This is a genomic window from Gemmobacter serpentinus (assembly GCF_008973825.1).
Taxonomy (GTDB): domain Bacteria; phylum Pseudomonadota; class Alphaproteobacteria; order Rhodobacterales; family Rhodobacteraceae; genus Gemmobacter; species Gemmobacter serpentinus.
Genome location: NZ_WCHR01000007.1, coordinates 193412 through 212231, shown reverse-complemented (window position 1 = coordinate 212231; position 18820 = coordinate 193412). Strand labels below are relative to the sequence as shown.

Below are 18820 nucleotides of genomic sequence, written 5' to 3'. Positions count from 1 at the left end.
CACAACCTGCGGTGTCGTGCCGCGCATGGCAAGTGCTGCTTTCGCGGGCAATGGACTACTGGCTGAACACTGCCATTTCCGGTCCTGCCATCGGCGGCAAATGGCATGGCAGCAAGGTGCGCGCGGGGATGGGCGGAATGCCGCAGGGAAATTCTTGCGGCGTGGCAGGATCATGCTCTTGCAGGCCGTGGATGATATGCCCATCTGTCAGGCAAGGCCGGAACGGAGATGCCTTTCGGGGGTTTCCAGACGCGGCGCTTATGAAAGGAGATACCGATGAATTTGGAGAAATTCACGGAACGGTCGCGCGGCTTCTTGCAGGCGGCCCAGACCATCGCCATGCGCGAAAGCCACCAGCGTGTGCTGCCCGAGCATCTGCTGAAAGCCCTGATGGATGACGAGCAGGGCCTTGCCTCGAACCTGATCCGCCGCGCAGGTGGCGCGCCTGAACGGGTGAACGAGGCGGTGAATGCCACGATTGCCAAACAGCCCAAGGTCTCTGGTGGTGACGGTCAGGCCTATATCGACCCGAGCCTGGTGCGTGTGCTGGATGAGGCCGAACAGGTTGCCAAGAAGGCGGGGGATGCCTTCGTGCCGGTGGAGCGGCTGCTGACCGCGCTTGCGCTGGTGAATACCCGCGCCAAGGACGCTCTGGTGGCCGGTGCCGTGACGGCGCAGGGTCTGAACGCCGCAATCAACGATATCCGCAAGGGCCGCACGGCCGACAGCGCCTCGTCGGAAGACACGATGGAGGCCTTGAAGAAATATGCCCGCGACCTGACCGAAGCGGCGGCTGAGGGCAAGATTGATCCGATCATTGGCCGTGACGAGGAAATTCGCCGCGCCATGCAGGTTCTGTCGCGCCGCACCAAGAACAACCCGGTGCTGATCGGGGAACCCGGCGTGGGTAAGACCGCGATTGCCGAGGGTCTTGCCCTGCGCATCGTCGATGGCGATGTGCCGGAATCCCTGCGCAACAAGAAGCTGATGGCGCTGGATATGGGCGCGCTGATTGCGGGCGCAAAGTATCGCGGCGAATTCGAAGAACGCCTGAAGGCGATCCTTAAGGAAATCGAATCTGCGGCGGGCGAGATCATCCTGTTCATCGACGAGATGCACACGCTGGTGGGTGCCGGCAAATCCGATGGCGCGATGGATGCGGCGAACCTCATCAAGCCGGCGCTTGCGCGGGGCGAGCTGCATTGCGTCGGTGCCACCACGCTGGATGAATACCGCAAATATGTGGAGAAGGATCCGGCGCTTGCCCGGCGCTTCCAGCCGGTGATGGTGAATGAACCCACCGTCGAGGACACGATCTCCATCCTGCGCGGCATCAAGGAAAAGTATGAGCTGCACCACGGCGTGCGGATCTCGGACTCCGCCCTTGTGGCGGCGGCCACGCTGTCGCATCGCTACATCACCGACCGCTTCCTGCCCGACAAGGCGATCGACCTGATGGACGAGGCGGCCTCGCGTCTGCGGATGGAAGTGGACAGCAAGCCCGAGGAGCTGGACGCGCTGGACCGGCAGATCCTGCAATTGCAGATCGAGGCCGAGGCGCTGAAGAAAGAGGATGACGCGGCCAGCCGGGACCGGCTGGAAAAGCTGGAAAAGGAGCTGGGGGATCTTCAGGATCAATCCGCCACGATGACGGCCAAATGGCAGGCGGAACGCGACACGCTGGAACAGGCGCGCGAGCTGAAGGAACAGCTGGATCGCGCCCGGGCCGAGTTGGAGCAAGCCAAGCGCGAGGGTGACTTCGCTAAGGCGGGCGAGCTGCAATATGGCCGCATTCCGGGGCTGGAAAAGGATCTGGCCGAGGCCGAGGCGAAACAGGGTGAGGCGCTGGTGGCGGAAGCCGTGCGCCCCGAACAGATTGCCGAGGTCGTGGAACGCTGGACCGGCATCCCCACCACCAAGATGCTGGAGGGCGAGAAGGAAAAGCTCTTGCGCATGGAAGACGAGCTGGGTCACCGGGTGATCGGCCAGCGCGCGGCCGTTGAGGCGGTCAGCCGTGCCGTGCGTCGTGCCCGCGCCGGGTTGAATGACGAGAACCGGCCGCTGGGGTCTTTCCTGTTCCTTGGCCCCACCGGCGTCGGCAAGACGGAACTGACCAAGGCCCTGGCGGAATACCTGTTCGACGACGAGACCGCGATGGTGCGCATCGACATGAGCGAATTCATGGAGAAGCATTCGGTCAGCCGTCTGATCGGTGCCCCGCCCGGCTATGTCGGCTATGACGAGGGCGGCGTGCTGACCGAGGCCGTGCGGCGCAGACCCTATCAGGTCGTGCTGTTCGACGAGGTGGAAAAGGCGCATCCGGATGTGTTCAACGTGCTGTTGCAGGTGCTTGATGACGGCATCCTGACCGATGGTCAGGGCCGCACCGTGGACTTCAAGCAGACGCTGATCATCCTGACCTCGAACCTTGGGGCGCGGGCCTTGAGCGAGCTGCCGGAAGGGGCCGATGCCACGCAGGCACGGCGCGATGTGATGGAAGCGGTGCGGGCGCATTTCCGCCCCGAATTCCTCAACCGTCTGGACGAGCAGATCATCTTCGACCGGCTGAACCGGGCGGATATGGGCGGCATCGTCGAGATCCAGCTGAAACGGCTGGAAAAGCGGCTGGCGCATCGCAAGATCACGCTGAACCTGGATGAAGGTGCGAAGGCCTGGCTGGCCGATGAGGGCTATGATCCGGTCTTTGGCGCACGGCCGCTGAAACGGGTGATCCAGCGCAATCTGCAAGACCCGCTGGCCGAGATGATCCTGGCGGGTGAGGTGCTGGACGGCAGCGAGGTCACGGCAACCGCCGGGGCGCATGGGCTGATCCTCGGTGACCGGGTGATCGCGTCAAGCCGCAGCGGCGACAAGCCCGGCGAGGCGCGGGTGCATTGATCGCCAGATCGCGAAAGGAAAGGGGGCCGGCTCGGCCCCCTTTTTCTTGTCAGGATCAATGGGGCGAGAGGATCGGCTAAAAAGGTTCAGGTCGCGATGATCCGGCTGGGATGGTCAGACCGGGATGGCCGAGCCCAGACCCCATGCCAAGAGGATACCGCCAGGATCGCAACCCAGGACCTCAGGCTTGTATCAGCCTTGCTGCCAGTGGCAGGATCTGGTCGCGTGTCAGTGGTGCCAGCGTGATCGCGGGCGGCGCAGCGGGGTCGATCCAGATCGCCTCGGCAATCTCGGCTGCCGGATGCAGATCCGTCTGGTCCAGCTGCAGGCGAAAGATCTCGGCCACCACCAGATGCCCCGGCTCGTTCGCGGCGGGTGCCTCGAACCGCCCCACGGGGTCAACGCCGGATGCGGGCAGGGTCAGGCCCAGTTCCTCGTGCAATTCGCGGCGCAGGGCATCCAGCGGCGCCTCGCCGCCCTCGATCTTGCCCCCGGCTTGCATGAAGGCCTGCGTGCCCTGTTTGCGCACCAGAAGCGTGCGGCCCGCATCATCAAGGATGATGGCGGCGGCAATGCGGATCGTGGCGGTCATGGCGTTCGGTCTTTCCCGGTCATGTCGGCTTGAGGCGGTGTTACGGGATCATCCAGCGGGATCACATCCACCGCCTGCGCGCTGTCCTGACCGCCCGAAGTGCGGATCGCGCCCTTCACCGGGGCGACATCGGCATAGTCGCGCCCGATGGCCACGGTGATGTAATCCTCGCCCGCCCATTGCGCATTGGTCGGGTCATATTCGACCCAGGCCTGCGCCTGACCGCACCACACCGCGACCCAGGCGTGCATCGCATCCACCCCTTCCAGCCGGGGCTGGCCCGGCGGGGGATAGGTCCGCAAAAAGCCCGAGACATAGGCGGCGGGCAGACCGATGGCGCGCAAGCCCGCGATCATGATCTGTGCGAAATCCTGACAGACTCCGCGCCGCTTGCCAAAGGCCTCCAGCGGCGAGGTGTTCACATCGGTCGCATCCGCATCATAGGTCATCGCCTTGTGCAGCGCCCGCCCCACCGCCTCGACCATGGCAAGGCTGGATCCGGTGGCGGGCAAGGCCGCGCGGGTAAAGGCGGTGATCGCGGCCTCGGCCCGGATACGCGGCGAGGGGCCAAGGAAATGCAGGGGCGACAGTGGCCCGATCCCGGCACCCGCCACATCGGCGGCAATGCCCTTCAGCGGCGGCGAGACATCGACAGGCGGTGTGGCGAACCGCTCGGCCTCGGCCTCCAGCGTGAAGGTGATGGTCTCGACCGGCTGATGCCAGACCACATCCGTGGTGGTATTGCCAAAGAAGTCCAGCCGGTCGAGGCGTTCCTGTGGCGGTGGGCTGATGGTCAGGCTGCGCGCCGTGACATGCTGGCCCGGCGCATCCGAGGGCAGCAGGCGCAGCACATTGCGCACATGGTCCGATGCGGATTGATACTGGTAATCAATGGTCAGGCGGATCTTGTAGCGCATCGCCTTACCTCAGAAAGCTGGTCGAGATCAGCTCGAACACATCCGACATGCGCGCACGCAGATCGGCCAGCATCTCGGCGTCGATCCCGGCGGGATCGGCCACCCGCAGATCGGTATCGATGCGCAGAAGTATCCGGTCCAGCGCCGAAAGCCCGGCACCTTCCTGCGGCAGCTTGCCGATGTGATGGCGCAGTTGCGCCACCTGATACAGCACCGAGCGCGGGTTCTGCGCATCCAGCATCAGCAGGTCCAGCACCGTCTGGCGCGAGGGGCCGAAACGGTAGCGGCGCTGATGCGTCATCGCGCTGTCGCCAACCTCGATCGCGATTTCCAGCGCGCCAGGGGCGGCCTCAGGATCGGTAAAGGTCTCCAGCAGCATCAGGGTTGCGCCTGCGCGCTCCTCGGCCCGGCCCAGCGACAGGAAGCGCCAGCCTGCGAAGTGATACATGTTTTCATGCACCAGCCCCGAAAAGCCGGAAATCTTGCGCAGCAGGATCGACATGGCCAGTGCCGCATCATCGCCATGGCTGACCTTGGCGGTCAGCTTGGCGGTGGTCTTGGCCAGATCGTTCAGCGCCCCCCAACCATCGGGCGAGAAGCGGTCACGCACCTTGGCGGCGGCATTGCGCGCGGCAGAGACAAGGCCCGCCAGCCCCTCGGGGATCGGACGGTCGGGATGCAGGCCCAATCTTTCCATATAGGCCGCAAGTTCCTGAAGCCGCGCCTCATCGGGATCGCCGGTTTCTGCCAGCCGCAGATGCCAGGCGCGCAGCAGGCGGATCGCGCCCTCGGTCCGCTCGATATAGCGGCCCAGCCAATACAGATTGTCTGCCGCGCGCGATGGCAGGATGCCGGGCGGATTGCGCTCGAATATATTGCCCTGCACCAGACTGTCGGGCTTCACCGCCTCAGGGGCAACCACCCAGACATCGGCGACCGAGCCGCCATTTTGCATCGCAAGCGCGGTCGCATCATCGCTTTTGCCAATGCGGGCATAGCCGCCGGGCATGAAGGTCCAGCCTTGCGCGGTGCGGGCGGCAAAGACCCGGATCGTCATCGGGCGCGGCACAAGGCGACCGCTATTGGCCTCGCCCGTCCAGGCCGGCGTGGTCGACAATGTCACCGCCTCTTGCCCCACCAGACGGCCACCCTCGGCGGCGAGCCAATCGGGCAAGGATAGCGACGACCCGGCACGGAACTGCCCGCCAAGCGCGGTATCGGCACCGATGGCAAAGGGCAAGGCTGCGTCCAGCGCCGCGCCGATCATCATCTTGGCGGCGTTTTGCTGCACATAGGCGCGCTCGCGCGGCTGGCCGCACCACCATGTCGCGATATTGGGCATTTGCAGCGGCGCACCCATCAATGTTTCACAGATCCGGGGCAGGAAGGCCATCATCGCGCGGGCCTCGATCACCCCGGATCCAAGCGCGTTGATCAGGCTCAGATTGCCCTGCCGCAGCGCCTCCAGCAATCCGGGCGTGCCGATCTGCGAGGTCTCGTTCAGTTCCAGCGGATCGGCAAATTCGCTGTCGATGCGACGCCACAGCAGGCCCAGCGGCTCCAGCCCGCGCACGGTGCGCACCATGGCCTGACCGTTCTGCACGATCAGATCCTCGCCCTCCAGCAGCGTCATGCCAAGATAGCGGGCGATATAGGTATGCTCGTAATAGGTGTCGTTGTTCGGCCCCGGCGTCAGGATCGCCATGCGCCGCCCGGCACCCGCCTGATCTTCCATCGCGGCGCGGAAGGCGCGGAAGAACCCGGCCAGCCTGCGCACATTGGCGCGCGGGAAAGGGTCCGAGAAGATCCGCGTCGTCGCCATGCGGTTTTCCAGCGCAAAGCCTGACCCCGATGGCGCCTGTGCACGATCCCCCAGCACGAAGAACGACCCGTCGGGGGAACGCCCGATCTCGAAGGCCAGATGGTGCAGCCAATGGCCCGATCGCGGCGTGATGCCGACCAGCGGGCGCAGCCATTGCGGGTTCTGCGCCACCAGTTCGGCGGGCAGATGCCCATCAGATACCAGCCGCCCGGGGCCATACAGATCGGCCATCACCCGTTCCAGCAATTCGGCCCGCTGGGTCAGTCCTGCGCAGATGCCCTGCCATTCCGCATCCGAGAGGATCACCGGCACATGGCTCAGCGGCCATTCGCGTTCCTGTGCGGGGCCACCGCTATAGAGCCGGAAATAGACGCCTGCATCGCGCAGATATTGCTCACCCCGGGCGAAACGGGTCGCCACTTCATGGGGGGCAAGGCTGGCCAGCTGGGTGATGAAGGGGGCCCAGACCGGGCGCATCCTTCCGTCACTGTCGAACAATTCGTCCGCGACACCGGGTTGCGGACGATAGCCTGCAAGGATCGCGGGCGGGGCGGGGCTGGCGGCGGGATGGCTCATCCCGCCGTTATATCCATGGTGCGCGGCGCAGGTCGAGGGTCATCGGGAATTCGGGATGCGGGATCTCGGTCACTGGGGCATAGGGGCCGGGGCTGTGGCCATGCGCCTCGAACCGGGCCAGACGCCGGGCTTCGGCCTCATAGCCATTCACCGGGAAGGTGTCATAGTTGCGCCCGCCGGGATGGGCCACATGATAGACACAGCCGCCAATGGCGCGGCCCGTCCAGTCATCATAGATGTCGAAGGTGAGCGGCGCATTGACCGGCAGCACCGGATGCAGCGCCGCCGCGGGTTGCCAGGCCTTGAAGCGCACCCCGCCTACGCTTTCGCCCGAAGTCGCGGTGCGCGCCAGCGGCACCGGGCGCTGGTTGCACATCACCCGGTAGCGATCTTGGCTCAGTGTGGTCATGCGGACCTGCAACCGTTCGACCGAACTGTCGGTATAGCGCACCGTGCCGCCGATGGCGCCGGTTTCACCCAGCACATGCCAGGGCTCCAGCGCCTGGCGCAGTTCCAGATGCACGCCCTCGACCTCGATCTGACCACAGAAGGGAAAGCGGAACTCGGCCTGTGCCTGATACCAGACCGGATCCAGCTTGAAGCCATGCAGCGCCAGATCGTCCAGAAGCCCAAGGAAATCCTGCCAGATGAAATGCGGCAGCATGAAGCGGTCATGCAGCACCGTGCCCCATCGTACCGGCTTGCCCTGCACCGGGGCCTTCCAGCAACGTGCGATGATGGCCCGGATCAGCAATTGCTGGGCCAGGTTCATGCGTGGATGCGGCGGCATCTCAAAGCCGCGAAACTCCACCAGACCCAACCGCCCCGTCGGCCCGTCGGGCGAGAACAGCTTGTCGATGCAGATCTCGGCCCGGTGGGTATTGCCGGTGACATCGATCAAGATGTTGCGCAGCAGCCGGTCCACCAGCCAGGGCGGCGGCAGCGGCCCGCCGCGCACCGGATCGCCGATTTGCGACAGGGCGATCTCCAGCTCATAAAGGCTGTCATGGCGCGCCTCGTCGATGCGGGGGGCCTGCGAGGTCGGGCCGATGAACAACCCCGAGAACATGTAGGACAGCGACGGGTGCCGCTGCCAGATCAGGATCAGCGACTTCAGCAGATCGGGGCGGCGCAGGAAGGGGCTGTCATTCATCGTCTCGCCGCCGACCACCACATGGTTACCGCCGCCAGTGCCGGTGTGGCGGCCGTCGATCATGAATTTATCGGCCCCAAGACGGCAATTGCGCGCCTCTTCATAGATTGCCTCGGTGGTGGCCACGCAATCCTCCCAACTATGGGCGGGGTGGATGTTCACCTCGATCACGCCGGGATCGGGGGCCACCCGGATCACGTTCAGCCGGGGGTCCTGTGGCGGCGCATAGCCTTCGATATGCACGGGCAGTTCCAGATCGGCCGCCGTGGCTTCGGCGACGGAGAGCAGTTCCAGATAGTCCTCCAGCGTCTCGCAGGGGGGCATGAAGAGGCAGAGCCGCCCGTCACGCGGCTCGATGGCGATGGCGGTGCGCACACCGCCCTGCGCTGGGTCCACACCGTCCTGCGGCACCTGCATCTGCCGCTGCTGTGCGTCAACGGCCTGCCGCTCGGCCGGTTGGGCATGGCCGGGGGTGATCGGGGGCAGGATTGCGGCCTCTTCCTGCGCGATCCGGTCGATCTCGGCCTGAAGATCCGCGCGGCGGCTGGCTAGTGTATCATGGTAGTCCGGCAGCGGTGCCAGCGGGATCGAGGTGTCGGCGGCATAGCTATAGGGATATTGCGCAGGCGGGATCCATGGCAGGCCCGCCAAGGGCAGGCGGAAGCCCACCGGACTGTCGCCCGGCACAAGGAACAGATGGCCGCGCCGGGGCTTCCACATCTCCGAGCGCCAGCGCGGCCCCTGCGCCTGCGATTGCCAGCGCTGGATCGGCAGGATGAAGCCCGAAGGCTCGGTCAAGCCGCGCGAGAAGACGCGCGCAAAGCGCGACCGTTCCTCGGGGTCTTTCAGTTTGCTGTTTTCCGGCGTCACATTGGGCGGCAGATTGGCCTCTTTCAGAATCCATTCTGCGGGGTCTTCATAGGCCGGTTGTGCATGTTCGGGCGCAAGACCCAGCCTTTCGGCAAAGCCTGCCATGAAATCATGCGCCTGAGCCGGGCCGACTGCATAATCCGTCGCCTCGCGCGCGACCAGATCGGGGTTCTTCCAGACCGGCAGCCCGTCGCGCCGCCAATAAAGCGAGAAGGTCCAGCGCGGCAGGCTTTCGCCCGGATACCACTTGCCCTGACCGTAATGCAGGAAACCGCCGGGGGCAAAACGCTTGCGCAACCGGCGGATCAGCTGGTCCGCAAGGTCGCGCTTCTTCGGGCCCACCGCATCGGTGTTCCATTCGGCCGCCTCGAAATCGTCGATCGACACGAAGGTGGGCTCGCCCCCCATGGTCAGGCGCACATCACCATCCGCCAGCACCTTGTCGACCTGCTGGCCAACCGCGTTCAGCTTGTCCCATGCCTCATCGCTGAAGGGTTTGGTGATGCGCGGGTGTTCGGCCACGCGCCGCACCTGCATGTCGAAATCGAACTTTACCTCGGGCGTGCCCGCAGACGAGAATCCGCCCGAGATCGGCGCGGCATTGCGGTAATGCGGGGTGGCCGCCAAGGGGATATGGCTTTCGCCGGTCAGCAGGCCAGAGGTCGGATCCATCCCGATCCAGCCTGCACCGGGCAAATAGACCTCGACCCATGCGTGCAGATCGGTGAAATCCACCTCGGTGCCCGACGGGCCATCCAGCGATTTCACATCGGGGCTGAGCTGGATCAGATAGCCCGACACAAAGCGCGCGGCAAAGCCCAGATGGCGCAGCGCCTGCACCAGCAGCCAACTGGAATCGCGGCACGATCCCGATCGCAGATCCAGCGTCTGTTCCGGGCGCTGCACGCCCGGCTCCATCCGGATCGTATAGTTCACCACCTGACTGACACGCGCATTCAGCGCCACCAGAAAATCGGTGGTGCGGGCTGTCTCGCGCGGGATGGTGGCAAGAAAGGCCTGCAGCATCGGACCTGCGGGTTCGGGCGTGCGGTAGATCACCAGATCTGCGGCCAGATCCAGCGGATAGTCGAAGGGCCAATGTTCGGCGCTGTCTTCCACGAAAAAGTCGAAGGGATTGTAGACCGACATATCGGCCACCAGATCGACCTCGATCCTGAACTCGGTCACCGGCTCCGGGAAGACGAACCGCGCCAGCCAGTTACCGTAGGGGTCTTGCTGGTGGTTCACGAAATGCCCGCCGGGCGAGACCTTCAGGCTGTGCGAGATCACCTTGGTACGCGATTGTGGGGCGGGGCGCAGCCGGATGATCTGCGGCCCCAGCGTGACGGGGCGGTCATAGGTGTAATGGGTCAGGTGATGGATACTGGCATAGATCGCCATGAGCGGGCCCCTGTTCGTCTGGCATTCGCCCCTGTTTAGCCATATGGGCCGGGGCCTGCTGCCATCCTGCGTGCTTTGCGGGCGTTGTCACGCAAAACCGCCACCCGATTGGGCGGCGGTCCGGGTCGTGCCTGATTTTTGGGCGCCTTAGCCGAGCGGGGCGAGCAGCGCCTTCAATGCGGCGGCCGGATCCTCGGCCTGCCAGATCTCTTCGCCCAGACCGAAGAAATCGGTGACGGGGCCCAGCTTTTCGATCAGCTCGACGGTCAGGGCGCCTTCGGCGACGACAGGCACCTCGATCATTTCCGACCACCACTGGAACAGATCCAGCTCGGCGCGAGAGCCATCCCCCAAGGGCGTCTCGCCCACCGGGCCAAAGGCCACATAATCGGCCCCGGCCTCTGCGGCGCTGATGCCTTCATGCCGGGTGGTGCCGCAGAAGGTGCCGATAATGGCCTCATCGCCCAGATCCTTGCGCAGCTTGCGCACATTGCGCGCGCCATCGGTCAGATGGACGCCATCCAGCCCCAGACGTTCGACCAGCAGCACATGCTTTTCGATAACCAGCGCCACGTCGCGGGCATGGGCCACTTCGCGCAGGGCGTCTGCGGCGCGGGCCACGCGGTCTTCGTCGCGCGCTGCCAGCGCCAGCCGGATGCAGGACACCTCATGCCCGTCCAGCACCGCGGCCAGCCGGGACGGAAACAGCTCAAGATCGAACTCGGGCGGGGTGATGAGATAGATCTGCGGGCGTTCGGCGTCGGACATGGGATCACTCGGCTATAGGGCGGCTGTTTGGGGGGCGGCGATGGATTGACGGGCTTTAGCCGGTTTTCGCGCATTTGGAAATGCTGTCTGGGGCGGGTCTGGGGCTCTCGCCCCCGGCTCCGCCGGGGTCTCCCCCTGGGATATTTGAGCAGAGAGGACAGCAGGTGAAGGGCGACAGCAGATTTGCGCATCCTGGACAGCAGATTTGCACCAAAATCTGCAGTCGGTTTACGGTGCTGCGCAAGCCTTCAACCTTTGTCCTCCGGTCCCAAATCACAGACGTGCTCTGGCGTGCGCTTTCTTGGCTGGCCTAGATTTTGTCGCCAGTTCGGAACCCGTTCACGGCCCCCTGTCTTTTGCGCGTGATATCTCCCCCGCAGTCTTGCGTGGGTCGGTCCTCGGCCCCCCTTGTCAGTTCGGCCGCGAAGGACTGCCCCCATCATCATCTGTTCCCAAATATCCTCGGGGGGCGGCCGAAGGCCGTGGGGGGCAGACTGCCCCCCGCCGACATTGGCCGATTGGGGCAACATCGGCCGGTGCCCGCTTGTTTTGCAGCCCGCTTGGGCGTATGCGGGCGCCCGTGCTTGCCGGAGGCCCCATGATCGACCCAGCCATCATCCTCGTGCGCCCGCAGATGGGCGAGAATATTGGTGCGGCGGCGCGGGCCATGCTGAATTTCGGCCTGACGCGGATGCGTGTCGTAGGGCCGCGCGACGGTTGGCCCAACCCCAAGGCGGTGGCGATGGCCAGCGGCGCGGGGCGAGTCTTGGACAATGCCGGGCTGTTTGCCGACCTGCCTGCCGCGATTGCCGATTGCGATTATGTCTTTGCCACCACCGCGCGCGGGCGTGAACTGACCAAGCCGGTGATGACGCCGGAACGCGCGATGGATTACGCGCGGGCGCTGAGCGCCGAGGGCAAGCGTGTCGGCATCCTGTTCGGCCCCGAACGCGCCGGTCTGGAAAACGAGGATGTGGTTCATGCCAATGCCATCATCACCGTTCCGGTAAACCCTGATTTTCCCTCGCTGAACCTTGGGCAATGCGTGCTGCTGGTGGGGTATGAATGGGCACGTCTGAAGCAGGAGGTCGCGCCCGAGATCATGACCTTTGCCCGCACCGAATATGCCCAACTGCACGAGATCGAGGCTCTGTCCAGGCATTTCGAAGAACGGCTGGAGGCCGCGGGCTTCTTCTTCCCCGAGGCCAAGGCCCCGGGGATGAAGGTCAGCCTGCGCAATATGTGGTCGCGCCTGCCGCTGACCAGCGCCGAGGTGCGCACCTTCCATGGCATGTTGCGCCAGATCGCCTTCAAGCTGCGCCAGCAAGAGGCCGAGGATAAAAGCGGCGCATGAAGACCCGGCGCGGGGCCGGATCCTGCCGCAGGGTCACCGCTGTCACGCGCGTGTTGCAACCCTGATGCGGCCCTTGCCGGGGCGCATTTGCCCGTGGTCGGGCTGATCCGCGTCGGGGCCACGAATTGCGGATCCGAGGATGCCTGGTGCGGCAATCCGGATAGGAAGGCTTCCTGTCCGGGGGCAGGGGCGGCTGCGACAGCGCGCCCCAGTGCAGGCCGACTTGAACCTTATCGGCCCGCAGCCTAGTCTCCGCCCGGCAACGGAGGGCCTGACATGGCGCAGAAACGCAGCATTTTCGAGGATGTCGGGGACAAGGCCCGCGCGCCCGTCCCGCAGGGCGGGCTGATCGCGCGCGGCACGGGCGCGCGCGGCGCGATCCGGGTCTGGCTGGCCGTGATCTTTGTGCTGGTCGCCGCGATGATTATCGTGGGTGGCTTGACCCGGCTGACCGATAGTGGCCTTTCGATCACCGAATGGAAGCCGATCCATGGTGCGATCCCGCCGATGTCCGATGCGGAATGGGCCGAGGAGTTTCAGAAATACCAGCAGATCCCGCAATATGAGCTGGTGAACAAGGGCATGACCCTTGAGGCGTTCAAGGGCATTTTCTGGTGGGAATGGGGCCATCGCCAGCTGGGCCGGGTGGTGGGTCTTGTCTGGGCGCTGGGCTTCATTGGGTTCCTTGTCACCAAACGCATCCCGAATGGCTGGACCGGGCGGCTGCTGGGCCTTGGTGCCCTGGGCGGGCTGCAAGGCGCGCTGGGCTGGTGGATGGTGTCATCGGGCCTGACCGGATCGATGATCGCGGTCGCATCCTACCGGCTGGCACTGCATCTGGGTCTGGCCTTCCTGATCCTTGGCCTGATCGCCTGGTATATGCTTCTGCTGGGACGCAGCGAGGCGCAGCTTCTGCAGGCGCGGCGCGGGCGCGAGGCCCGGCTGTTCGGCATGGGCACCGGGCTGATGCATCTGGCCTTCTTGCAGATCCTTCTGGGCGCGCTGGTCGCGGGTATCGATGCGGGCCGCGCCTTCCCGACCTGGCCGCTGATGAATGGCAGCTTCTTCCCGGCGGATGCCTTCTATGTGCCGGATGGGCAGGGCGGCAGCTTGCCGGTCTGGCACGCTTTCTTTGAAAACCCCGGTCTGGTGCAATTCATGCACCGGATGGCGGGCTATCTGCTGTTCTTCTTTGGCATCGGCGCGCTGATCAAAAGCCGCAAATCGGCCTATGGCGTGACGCGCACCGCCTTCCTCGCGCTGTTCTGCGTGTTGCTGGTGCAGGTGGCGCTTGGCATCATGACGGCGCTGACCGCGGCGCATCTGCATGTGGCGATCACCCATCAGCTTGCGGCGATCCTGCTTTGGGTGCTGATCATCCGCGCCCGCTTCTTCAGCCAATACCCGCAGGCCGGGTCGATCCGCGAAGGGACGCAATGACGATGGGCGCTTTTGACCAGTTGATGGCGTTCCAGCGCGAGACCGAGGCGCTGGCGCAGATTTCCGGCCGTTTGGGCTGGGATCAGGAAACCATGATGCCACGCGGCGCGGCGGAACAGCGCGGCGAGGAAATGGCCGCGATTGAAGGCGTGTTACATGCGCGCCGCACCGATCCGCGTCTGGCCGAATGGCTGGATACCGCCGAGGCCGAGGATACGGTGGCCGCCGCGCAACTGCGCCATATCCGCCGCTCTTACGCCCGCGCGACGCGGATCCCGGCAGCATTGGCGCAGCGACTGGCGCGCGTGACCTCTACCGCGCAGGGCATCTGGGCCGAGGCGCGCGCGTCTGAGAAGGTCGCGGATTTCCTGCCGACACTGGCCGAGGTGATCGAGCTCAAGCGCGAAGAGGCGGCGGCGCTGGCGCAGGGCGGCGATCTTTATGATGCGCTGATGGATGATTACGAGCCGGGTGCGACGGCAGCCAGCATCGGCGCGATGTTCGACCGGATGCGCCCGCGTCTGGTGCGGCTGCGCGCGGCCTTGCTGGAACAGGCACCACCGCCGAAGCTGGATCATCATTTCGGGCAAGAGGCGCAGATGCGTTTCTCGCGCGATCTGGCGGCGGTCTTTGGCTATGACTTTTTGCGCGGGCGGCTGGATCTGGCGGTGCATCCGTTCAGTTCTGGCGCGGGCACGGATGTGCGGATCACCACGCGGGTGGTGGAGACCGATCCGTTCAACTGCTTCTATTCGACCATCCATGAGGTGGGACACGCCTGTTATGAGCAAGGCATCGATCCCGATTACCTGCTGACGCCGCTTGGTGGCGGGGTCTCGATGGGGGTGCATGAAAGCCAGAGCCGGATCTATGAGAACCAGATCGGCCGCAGCCCGGCCTTTACCGGCTGGATGTTCCGCCAGATGCTGGATCGGTTCGGTGATTTCGGGGTGGCCAGCCCCGAAGAGTTTGCCCGCATCGTGAACCGTGTGCAGCCCGGCTTCATCCGCACCGAGGCCGATGAGGTGCATTACAACCTGCATGTGATGATGCGCTTTGATCTGGAACGCGCGCTGATCAAGGGTGATCTGGCGGTAGCCGATCTGGAAGCGGCGTGGAATGACCGCTTCGAGGCCGATTTCGGGGTGGCGGTGGACCGGCCCGCGCATGGGCTGTTGCAGGATGTGCATTGGTCCTGCGGGCTGTTCGGCTATTTCCCGACCTATACTTTGGGCAATGTCTATGCGGGCTGTCTGCATCAGGCGCTGCGCGCCGATCTGCCCGATCTGGATGACCAGCTGTCGCGCGGCGATACATCGGCAGCGACCGGCTGGCTGCGCGAGAAGGTGCAGCGCCATGGCGGGCTGCACGAGCCGCGCGCGGTCATCACGCTGGCCTGCGGGATGGAACCGAGCGAGGCACCGCTTCTGGATTACCTCGATGCCAAATTCGGGGCGCTTTACGGGCTGTAAGCTAGATGAGATGCGGCGGGTCGAAAGGCCCGCCGCCTGTCCTGGCCCGCCGTTTCTGGTGCCTGTCTGGGTGTAGAGCAGGGCCTTGCCGGGAAAGGTGCCTTGCCGAGAGGCGGGCCTTGTTTCAAAGCCGGGCTTTCGTCAAAGGCTGTCCTCGACGTGGAACCCTGCGGGGATGGTGTCACGCCCCTCCAGCAGCAGATCCGCCATGCATTGCGCCACTTTGGGGGCCATGCCGAAGCCGATCTTGAAGCCGCCATTGGCGATGAACTGGCCGGGGCGGCCGGGCCAAGCCCCCAGCATCGGCGCACGCGACCGGGCGCGCGGGCGCAGGCCCGCCCAGCGGTCGATCACCGGCGCGTCCCTCAGGCAGGGCAGGGCGGTGCAAGCGCGGGCGTGCAGGTCGTCCAGTTGATGGTCGGTCGCAAGATCGGTCACATCGCGTTCCGAGGTCGAGCCGATGGCGACCGTCCCATCCTGATGCGGCACGATATGCAGGCCATCGACATAAAGTTGAGGCGCATCCGGGGCGCTGAACCGCAGCGCCAGCGCCTGCCCCTTCAGCCCGCCGCCGACATGGCACCCCAGATCGGCAGACAGGGCTGCCAGACCCGCCGCCCCGGTGGCGTGCAACACCAGACCCGTGTCGGGCGCATCGCCAATCACCACCTCCGCGCTTTTCGCGCGCAGGGCGGCGACCAGGGCCGCTGCGGCCTGACGCGGATGCAGCCGGGCCGACAGCGTGTCATGGATCAGAAGGCCCGTGGGGCTGGTAGGCTCCCATCCGGCACCCGTGGCCGGGATCACCCGCCATTCCGCCTGGCCCCGCCACAGATCCGCCGCCGATGCCGCACGGGCGCGGGCGCGATCCACCGCCCCCGCATCCGGCAGGGGCTGCAAGCGCCCGACGCGACCATAGCCGGTGGGCAGGCCGGACACCGCGCCGACCTCGGCCCAGAAGGCTTCTGCCATCAACAGGCTGTCGAGCTGGAATTGCTTTTTCGCGTTCCATTGTTCCGGCATATGCGGGCTCAGCGCACCGACCAGCCCGCCCGAGGAACCGGCCCCGATCTGCGTCACCTCGATCAGCCGCACCTTCGCGCCGCGCTGCGCCAGCGCCCATGCGCAGGACAGGCCAAAGATCCCGCCGCCGCGCACCGTGACATCCACGCTTGCCATTCCCGCCTCCTTTTCGCAGGGTCGCCGGAAAAAGGGCCAAGATGACCAAACCTGCTGCGACCGAACCTGCCGATCTCGACTGGCGCGACGGGGTGATACCCGTCTCGACCCGATTTGACGATCCGTATTTCAGCCTGAATGACGGGCTGAGCGAGACGCGGCATGTGTTCCTGGAGGGCAACCGGCTGGCGGAACGGCTATGCGACGGGTTTCATGTGGCCGAACTGGGCTTTGGCACCGGGCTAAACCTTCTGGCGTTGCAGATCCTGTGGGCGCAGATGGGCGCGCCCGGCACGCTGCGCTTCACCAGTTTCGAGGCCTTTCCGATGCGGGCCGAAGATATCGCCCATGCGCTGGACCATTTTCCTGAGGCGCGGGCGGTGGCGGACCCGTTTCTGGCACAATGGGTCGAGGGGCGGACTCGGCTGTCGCTGCCGGGGATCGAGGCAGAGGTGATTCTGGGTGATGCCCGCGAGCGGCTGCCCGTATGGCCGGGGCGCGTGGATGCCTGGTTCCTGGACGGGTTCTCACCCGCCAAGAACCCCGAACTATGGGCGGATGACCTGATGGCACAGGTCGCGGCCCATACCGCGTCGGGCGGCAGCTTTGCTACCTATACCGCGGCCGGCGGCGTGCGCCGGGCGCTGGCTGCCGCCGGTTTCGCGGTGGACCGCCTGCCCGGCCATGGCCGCAAGCGGCATATGAGCGTGGGGCGGATCGCGGGGGCCTGACCCCGCGCGGGACCGGGTATCGCGGCTTTCCCCGACCGGGCTGCCATCCGCCCTTTCACCCTGCGGGGGCTTGCGCTATGCGGCAACGGCGACTGCCCCCACCGGGCAGGATCAGGAGCCACCATGCAAGCGCGCGCCAAACAGAACACCACCCTCGGGATTCTGCTGATGCTGGGGACGGCCTTGCTGTTCAGCCTGCAGGACGGGATCTCGCGCCATCTGGCGCAGGAATATAACGTCTGGATGGTGGTCATGATCCGCTTCTGGGCCTTTGCGCTGTTTGCCCTTGCCCTTGCTTCACGCGGGCCGGGCGGCATTGGCACCGCGCTGCGTTCGCATATGCCAGGGCTGCAATTCCTGCGCGGGGCTGCGCTGATCATCGAGGTCTGCGTGATCATCCTCGCCTTCGTGAAACTGGGCCTGATCGAGACCCATGCGGTCTTCGTCTGCTACCCGCTGATCGTGGCCGGTCTTTCGGGGCCGATTCTTGGCGAGAAGGTCGGCTGGCGCCGTTGGGCCGCGATCGGGGTGGGCTTTGTCGGGGTCATCGTGATTCTCGATCCCGGTTCGGGCGTGTTCAGCCCCTGGGCGGTGATTCCGCTGGCCTCGGCCTTCCTTTTCGCGCTTTACGGGCTGTTGACCCGCTATGTTGCGCAGACCGATACGGCCGCTACGTCCTTTCTTTGGGCGGGGCTGGTTTCCGCCCTGTTGATTACGCCTTTGGGCCTTTGGTTCTGGCAACCGATGACGGGGGCCGATTGGGGTTGGATGGGCATTTTGTGCCTGACCGGATCGCTTGCGCATTTCCTGATGATCCGCGCCTATGAGGTGGCGGAGGCCAGCGACATTCAGCCTTTCGCACTTCTGCAACTGGTCTTCATTGCCGCTTTGGGTGTATGGATATTCCATGAGACCTTGCGACCCAACGTCATTCTGGGCGGTGCCCTCGTGATTGCAGCGGCGCTGTTCACATTGTGGCGCGCGCGGCTGGCCGCGCAGCGCGCAAAGGCCTGAAAACAGACCAGAAAGCCAAGGAGATGCCGCGCATCTGTCCTTTCGGGCAGGTCGTGCCTATCTATACATATGGGGAATATGCTGTGGTGTCTCCCCTTGGGATAAACTAGATATTGACGAGGGTCGGCATTTTGGCGCTAATGTTTGGGTCCCGGATGACTCGGGGCGACTCGGGGTTAAGGGAAGCCGGAACAACCGGCGCGACTGCAGGCGAGCGATGGAAGCAAAGCATGAACGGGTGGGTCCGGGCAGCTTGAGGCTTCGCCCTCCGCGAAGGCAGCCGACCTGCCGGGACAAGACAAACGAACCGCGCGGTGGGGCGGGCATGGCTGGAAAGGGAAGGGCGCAAGACCCGACCGGACCGGCGCGCTGCACCGGAGTGAAAAAACGAAAAGGGACATCAGGCAATGACCATCACCGTTTATTCCAAACCCGCTTGCGTGCAATGCACCGCCACCACCCGTGCGCTGGATGCAAGGGGAATCGCCTATAGCGTCATCGACCTGACCGCCGATGCCGAAGCGATGGATCGCGTGATGGCCATGGGCTATCGTCAGGCACCTGTCGTGGTTGCCGGTGACGCCCATTGGGCTGGTTTTCGTCCCGACATGATCGGTCAACTTGCCTAAGAGG

13 protein-coding genes are annotated in these 18820 nt (G+C 65.1%); 7 read left to right on the top strand and 6 right to left on the bottom strand.

The window, feature by feature from the left end:
• The first annotated feature begins 276 nt into the window (after positions 1-276).
• Positions 277-2898 (top strand): ATP-dependent chaperone ClpB, encoded by a 2622-nt coding sequence (gene clpB, locus GBJ34_RS05655; RefSeq protein WP_151718290.1) that lies wholly within the window; start codon positions 277-279, stop codon positions 2896-2898.
• Between the two features lie 181 nt (positions 2899-3079).
• On the opposite strand, the gene GBJ34_RS05650 is transcribed toward clpB, so the two are convergent.
• From GBJ34_RS05650 to GBJ34_RS05630, 5 genes are all read right to left on the bottom strand, one after another.
• Positions 3080-3490 carry an NUDIX hydrolase gene (locus tag GBJ34_RS05650; protein ID WP_151718289.1) on the bottom strand — a complete coding sequence of 137 codons (411 nt, stop codon included), beginning with the start codon at positions 3488-3490 and terminating at the stop codon, positions 3080-3082.
• On the bottom strand, positions 3487-4407 hold the full coding sequence (locus tag GBJ34_RS05645; protein WP_151718288.1) for a transglutaminase family protein: 921 nt from the start codon (positions 4405-4407) through the stop codon (positions 3487-3489). Before GBJ34_RS05645 ends, GBJ34_RS05650 begins: the two co-directional genes overlap by 4 nt.
• 4 nt (positions 4408-4411) lie before the next feature.
• Positions 4412-6805 (bottom strand): circularly permuted type 2 ATP-grasp protein, encoded by a 2394-nt coding sequence (locus tag GBJ34_RS05640; protein WP_151718287.1) that lies wholly within the window; start codon positions 6803-6805, stop codon positions 4412-4414.
• A gap of 7 nt (positions 6806-6812) precedes the next feature.
• Positions 6813-10229 (bottom strand): transglutaminase family protein, encoded by a 3417-nt coding sequence (locus tag GBJ34_RS05635; protein WP_151718286.1) that lies wholly within the window; start codon positions 10227-10229, stop codon positions 6813-6815.
• 147 nt (positions 10230-10376) lie between these two features.
• Positions 10377-10997 carry a thiamine phosphate synthase gene (locus GBJ34_RS05630; RefSeq protein ID WP_151718285.1) on the bottom strand — a complete coding sequence of 207 codons (621 nt, stop codon included), beginning with the start codon at positions 10995-10997 and terminating at the stop codon, positions 10377-10379.
• 598 nt (positions 10998-11595) lie between these two features.
• On the opposite strand from GBJ34_RS05630, the gene GBJ34_RS05625 reads away from it, so the two are divergent.
• From GBJ34_RS05625 to GBJ34_RS05615, 3 genes are all read left to right on the top strand, one after another.
• Positions 11596-12351 (top strand): RNA methyltransferase, encoded by a 756-nt coding sequence (locus tag GBJ34_RS05625; protein ID WP_151718284.1) that lies wholly within the window; start codon positions 11596-11598, stop codon positions 12349-12351.
• A 276-nt stretch (positions 12352-12627) separates the two neighbouring features.
• A complete protein-coding gene (gene ctaA, locus GBJ34_RS05620) occupies positions 12628-13791 on the top strand; it encodes a heme A synthase (protein ID WP_151718283.1) in 1164 nt (387 codons plus the stop codon).
• Positions 13792-13793: 2 nt separating this feature from the next.
• Positions 13794-15263 (top strand): carboxypeptidase M32, encoded by a 1470-nt coding sequence (locus GBJ34_RS05615; RefSeq protein WP_151718369.1) that lies wholly within the window; start codon positions 13794-13796, stop codon positions 15261-15263.
• 141 nt (positions 15264-15404) lie between these two features.
• On the opposite strand, the gene GBJ34_RS05610 is transcribed toward GBJ34_RS05615, so the two are convergent.
• Positions 15405-16442, bottom strand: a complete 1038-nt coding sequence (locus GBJ34_RS05610) for an NAD(P)/FAD-dependent oxidoreductase (RefSeq protein ID WP_151718282.1) — start codon at positions 16440-16442, stop codon at positions 15405-15407.
• 41 nt (positions 16443-16483) lie between these two features.
• Between GBJ34_RS05610 and mnmD the strand changes: the two genes are divergently transcribed.
• From mnmD to nrdH, 3 genes are all read left to right on the top strand, one after another.
• Positions 16484-17173, top strand: a complete 690-nt coding sequence (mnmD, locus tag GBJ34_RS05605; RefSeq protein WP_151718281.1) for a tRNA (5-methylaminomethyl-2-thiouridine)(34)-methyltransferase MnmD — start codon at positions 16484-16486, stop codon at positions 17171-17173.
• Positions 17174-17296: 123 nt separating this feature from the next.
• Positions 17297-18187, top strand: a complete 891-nt coding sequence (locus GBJ34_RS05600; RefSeq protein WP_151718280.1) for a DMT family transporter — start codon at positions 17297-17299, stop codon at positions 18185-18187.
• Between the two features lie 407 nt (positions 18188-18594).
• Positions 18595-18816, top strand: a complete 222-nt coding sequence (gene nrdH, locus GBJ34_RS05595; protein ID WP_151718279.1) for a glutaredoxin-like protein NrdH — start codon at positions 18595-18597, stop codon at positions 18814-18816.
• Positions 18817-18820 lie beyond the last annotated feature (4 nt).

Bases quoted from the DNA above. Each gene is read 5' to 3' on its own strand.
- GBJ34_RS05635 (WP_151718286.1), bottom strand. From the start codon at position 10,229: ATGGCGATCTATGCCAGTATCCATCACCTGACCCATTACACCTATGAC.
- GBJ34_RS05600 (WP_151718280.1), top strand. From the start codon at position 17,297: ATGCAAGCGCGCGCCAAACAGAACACCACCCTCGGGATTCTGCTGATG.
- GBJ34_RS05640 (WP_151718287.1), bottom strand. From the start codon at position 6,805: ATGAGCCATCCCGCCGCCAGCCCCGCCCCGCCCGCGATCCTTGCAGGC.
- mnmD (WP_151718281.1), top strand. From the start codon at position 16,484: ATGACCAAACCTGCTGCGACCGAACCTGCCGATCTCGACTGGCGCGAC.
- GBJ34_RS05615 (WP_151718369.1), top strand. From the start codon at position 13,794: ATGGGCGCTTTTGACCAGTTGATGGCGTTCCAGCGCGAGACCGAGGCG.
- GBJ34_RS05610 (WP_151718282.1), bottom strand. From the start codon at position 16,442: ATGGCAAGCGTGGATGTCACGGTGCGCGGCGGCGGGATCTTTGGCCTG.
- GBJ34_RS05645 (WP_151718288.1), bottom strand. From the start codon at position 4,407: ATGCGCTACAAGATCCGCCTGACCATTGATTACCAGTATCAATCCGCA.
- clpB (WP_151718290.1), top strand. From the start codon at position 277: ATGAATTTGGAGAAATTCACGGAACGGTCGCGCGGCTTCTTGCAGGCG.
- ctaA (WP_151718283.1), top strand. From the start codon at position 12,628: ATGGCGCAGAAACGCAGCATTTTCGAGGATGTCGGGGACAAGGCCCGC.
- GBJ34_RS05630 (WP_151718285.1), bottom strand. From the start codon at position 10,997: ATGTCCGACGCCGAACGCCCGCAGATCTATCTCATCACCCCGCCCGAG.
- nrdH (WP_151718279.1), top strand. From the start codon at position 18,595: ATGACCATCACCGTTTATTCCAAACCCGCTTGCGTGCAATGCACCGCC.
- GBJ34_RS05625 (WP_151718284.1), top strand. From the start codon at position 11,596: ATGATCGACCCAGCCATCATCCTCGTGCGCCCGCAGATGGGCGAGAAT.
- GBJ34_RS05650 (WP_151718289.1), bottom strand. From the start codon at position 3,490: ATGACCGCCACGATCCGCATTGCCGCCGCCATCATCCTTGATGATGCG.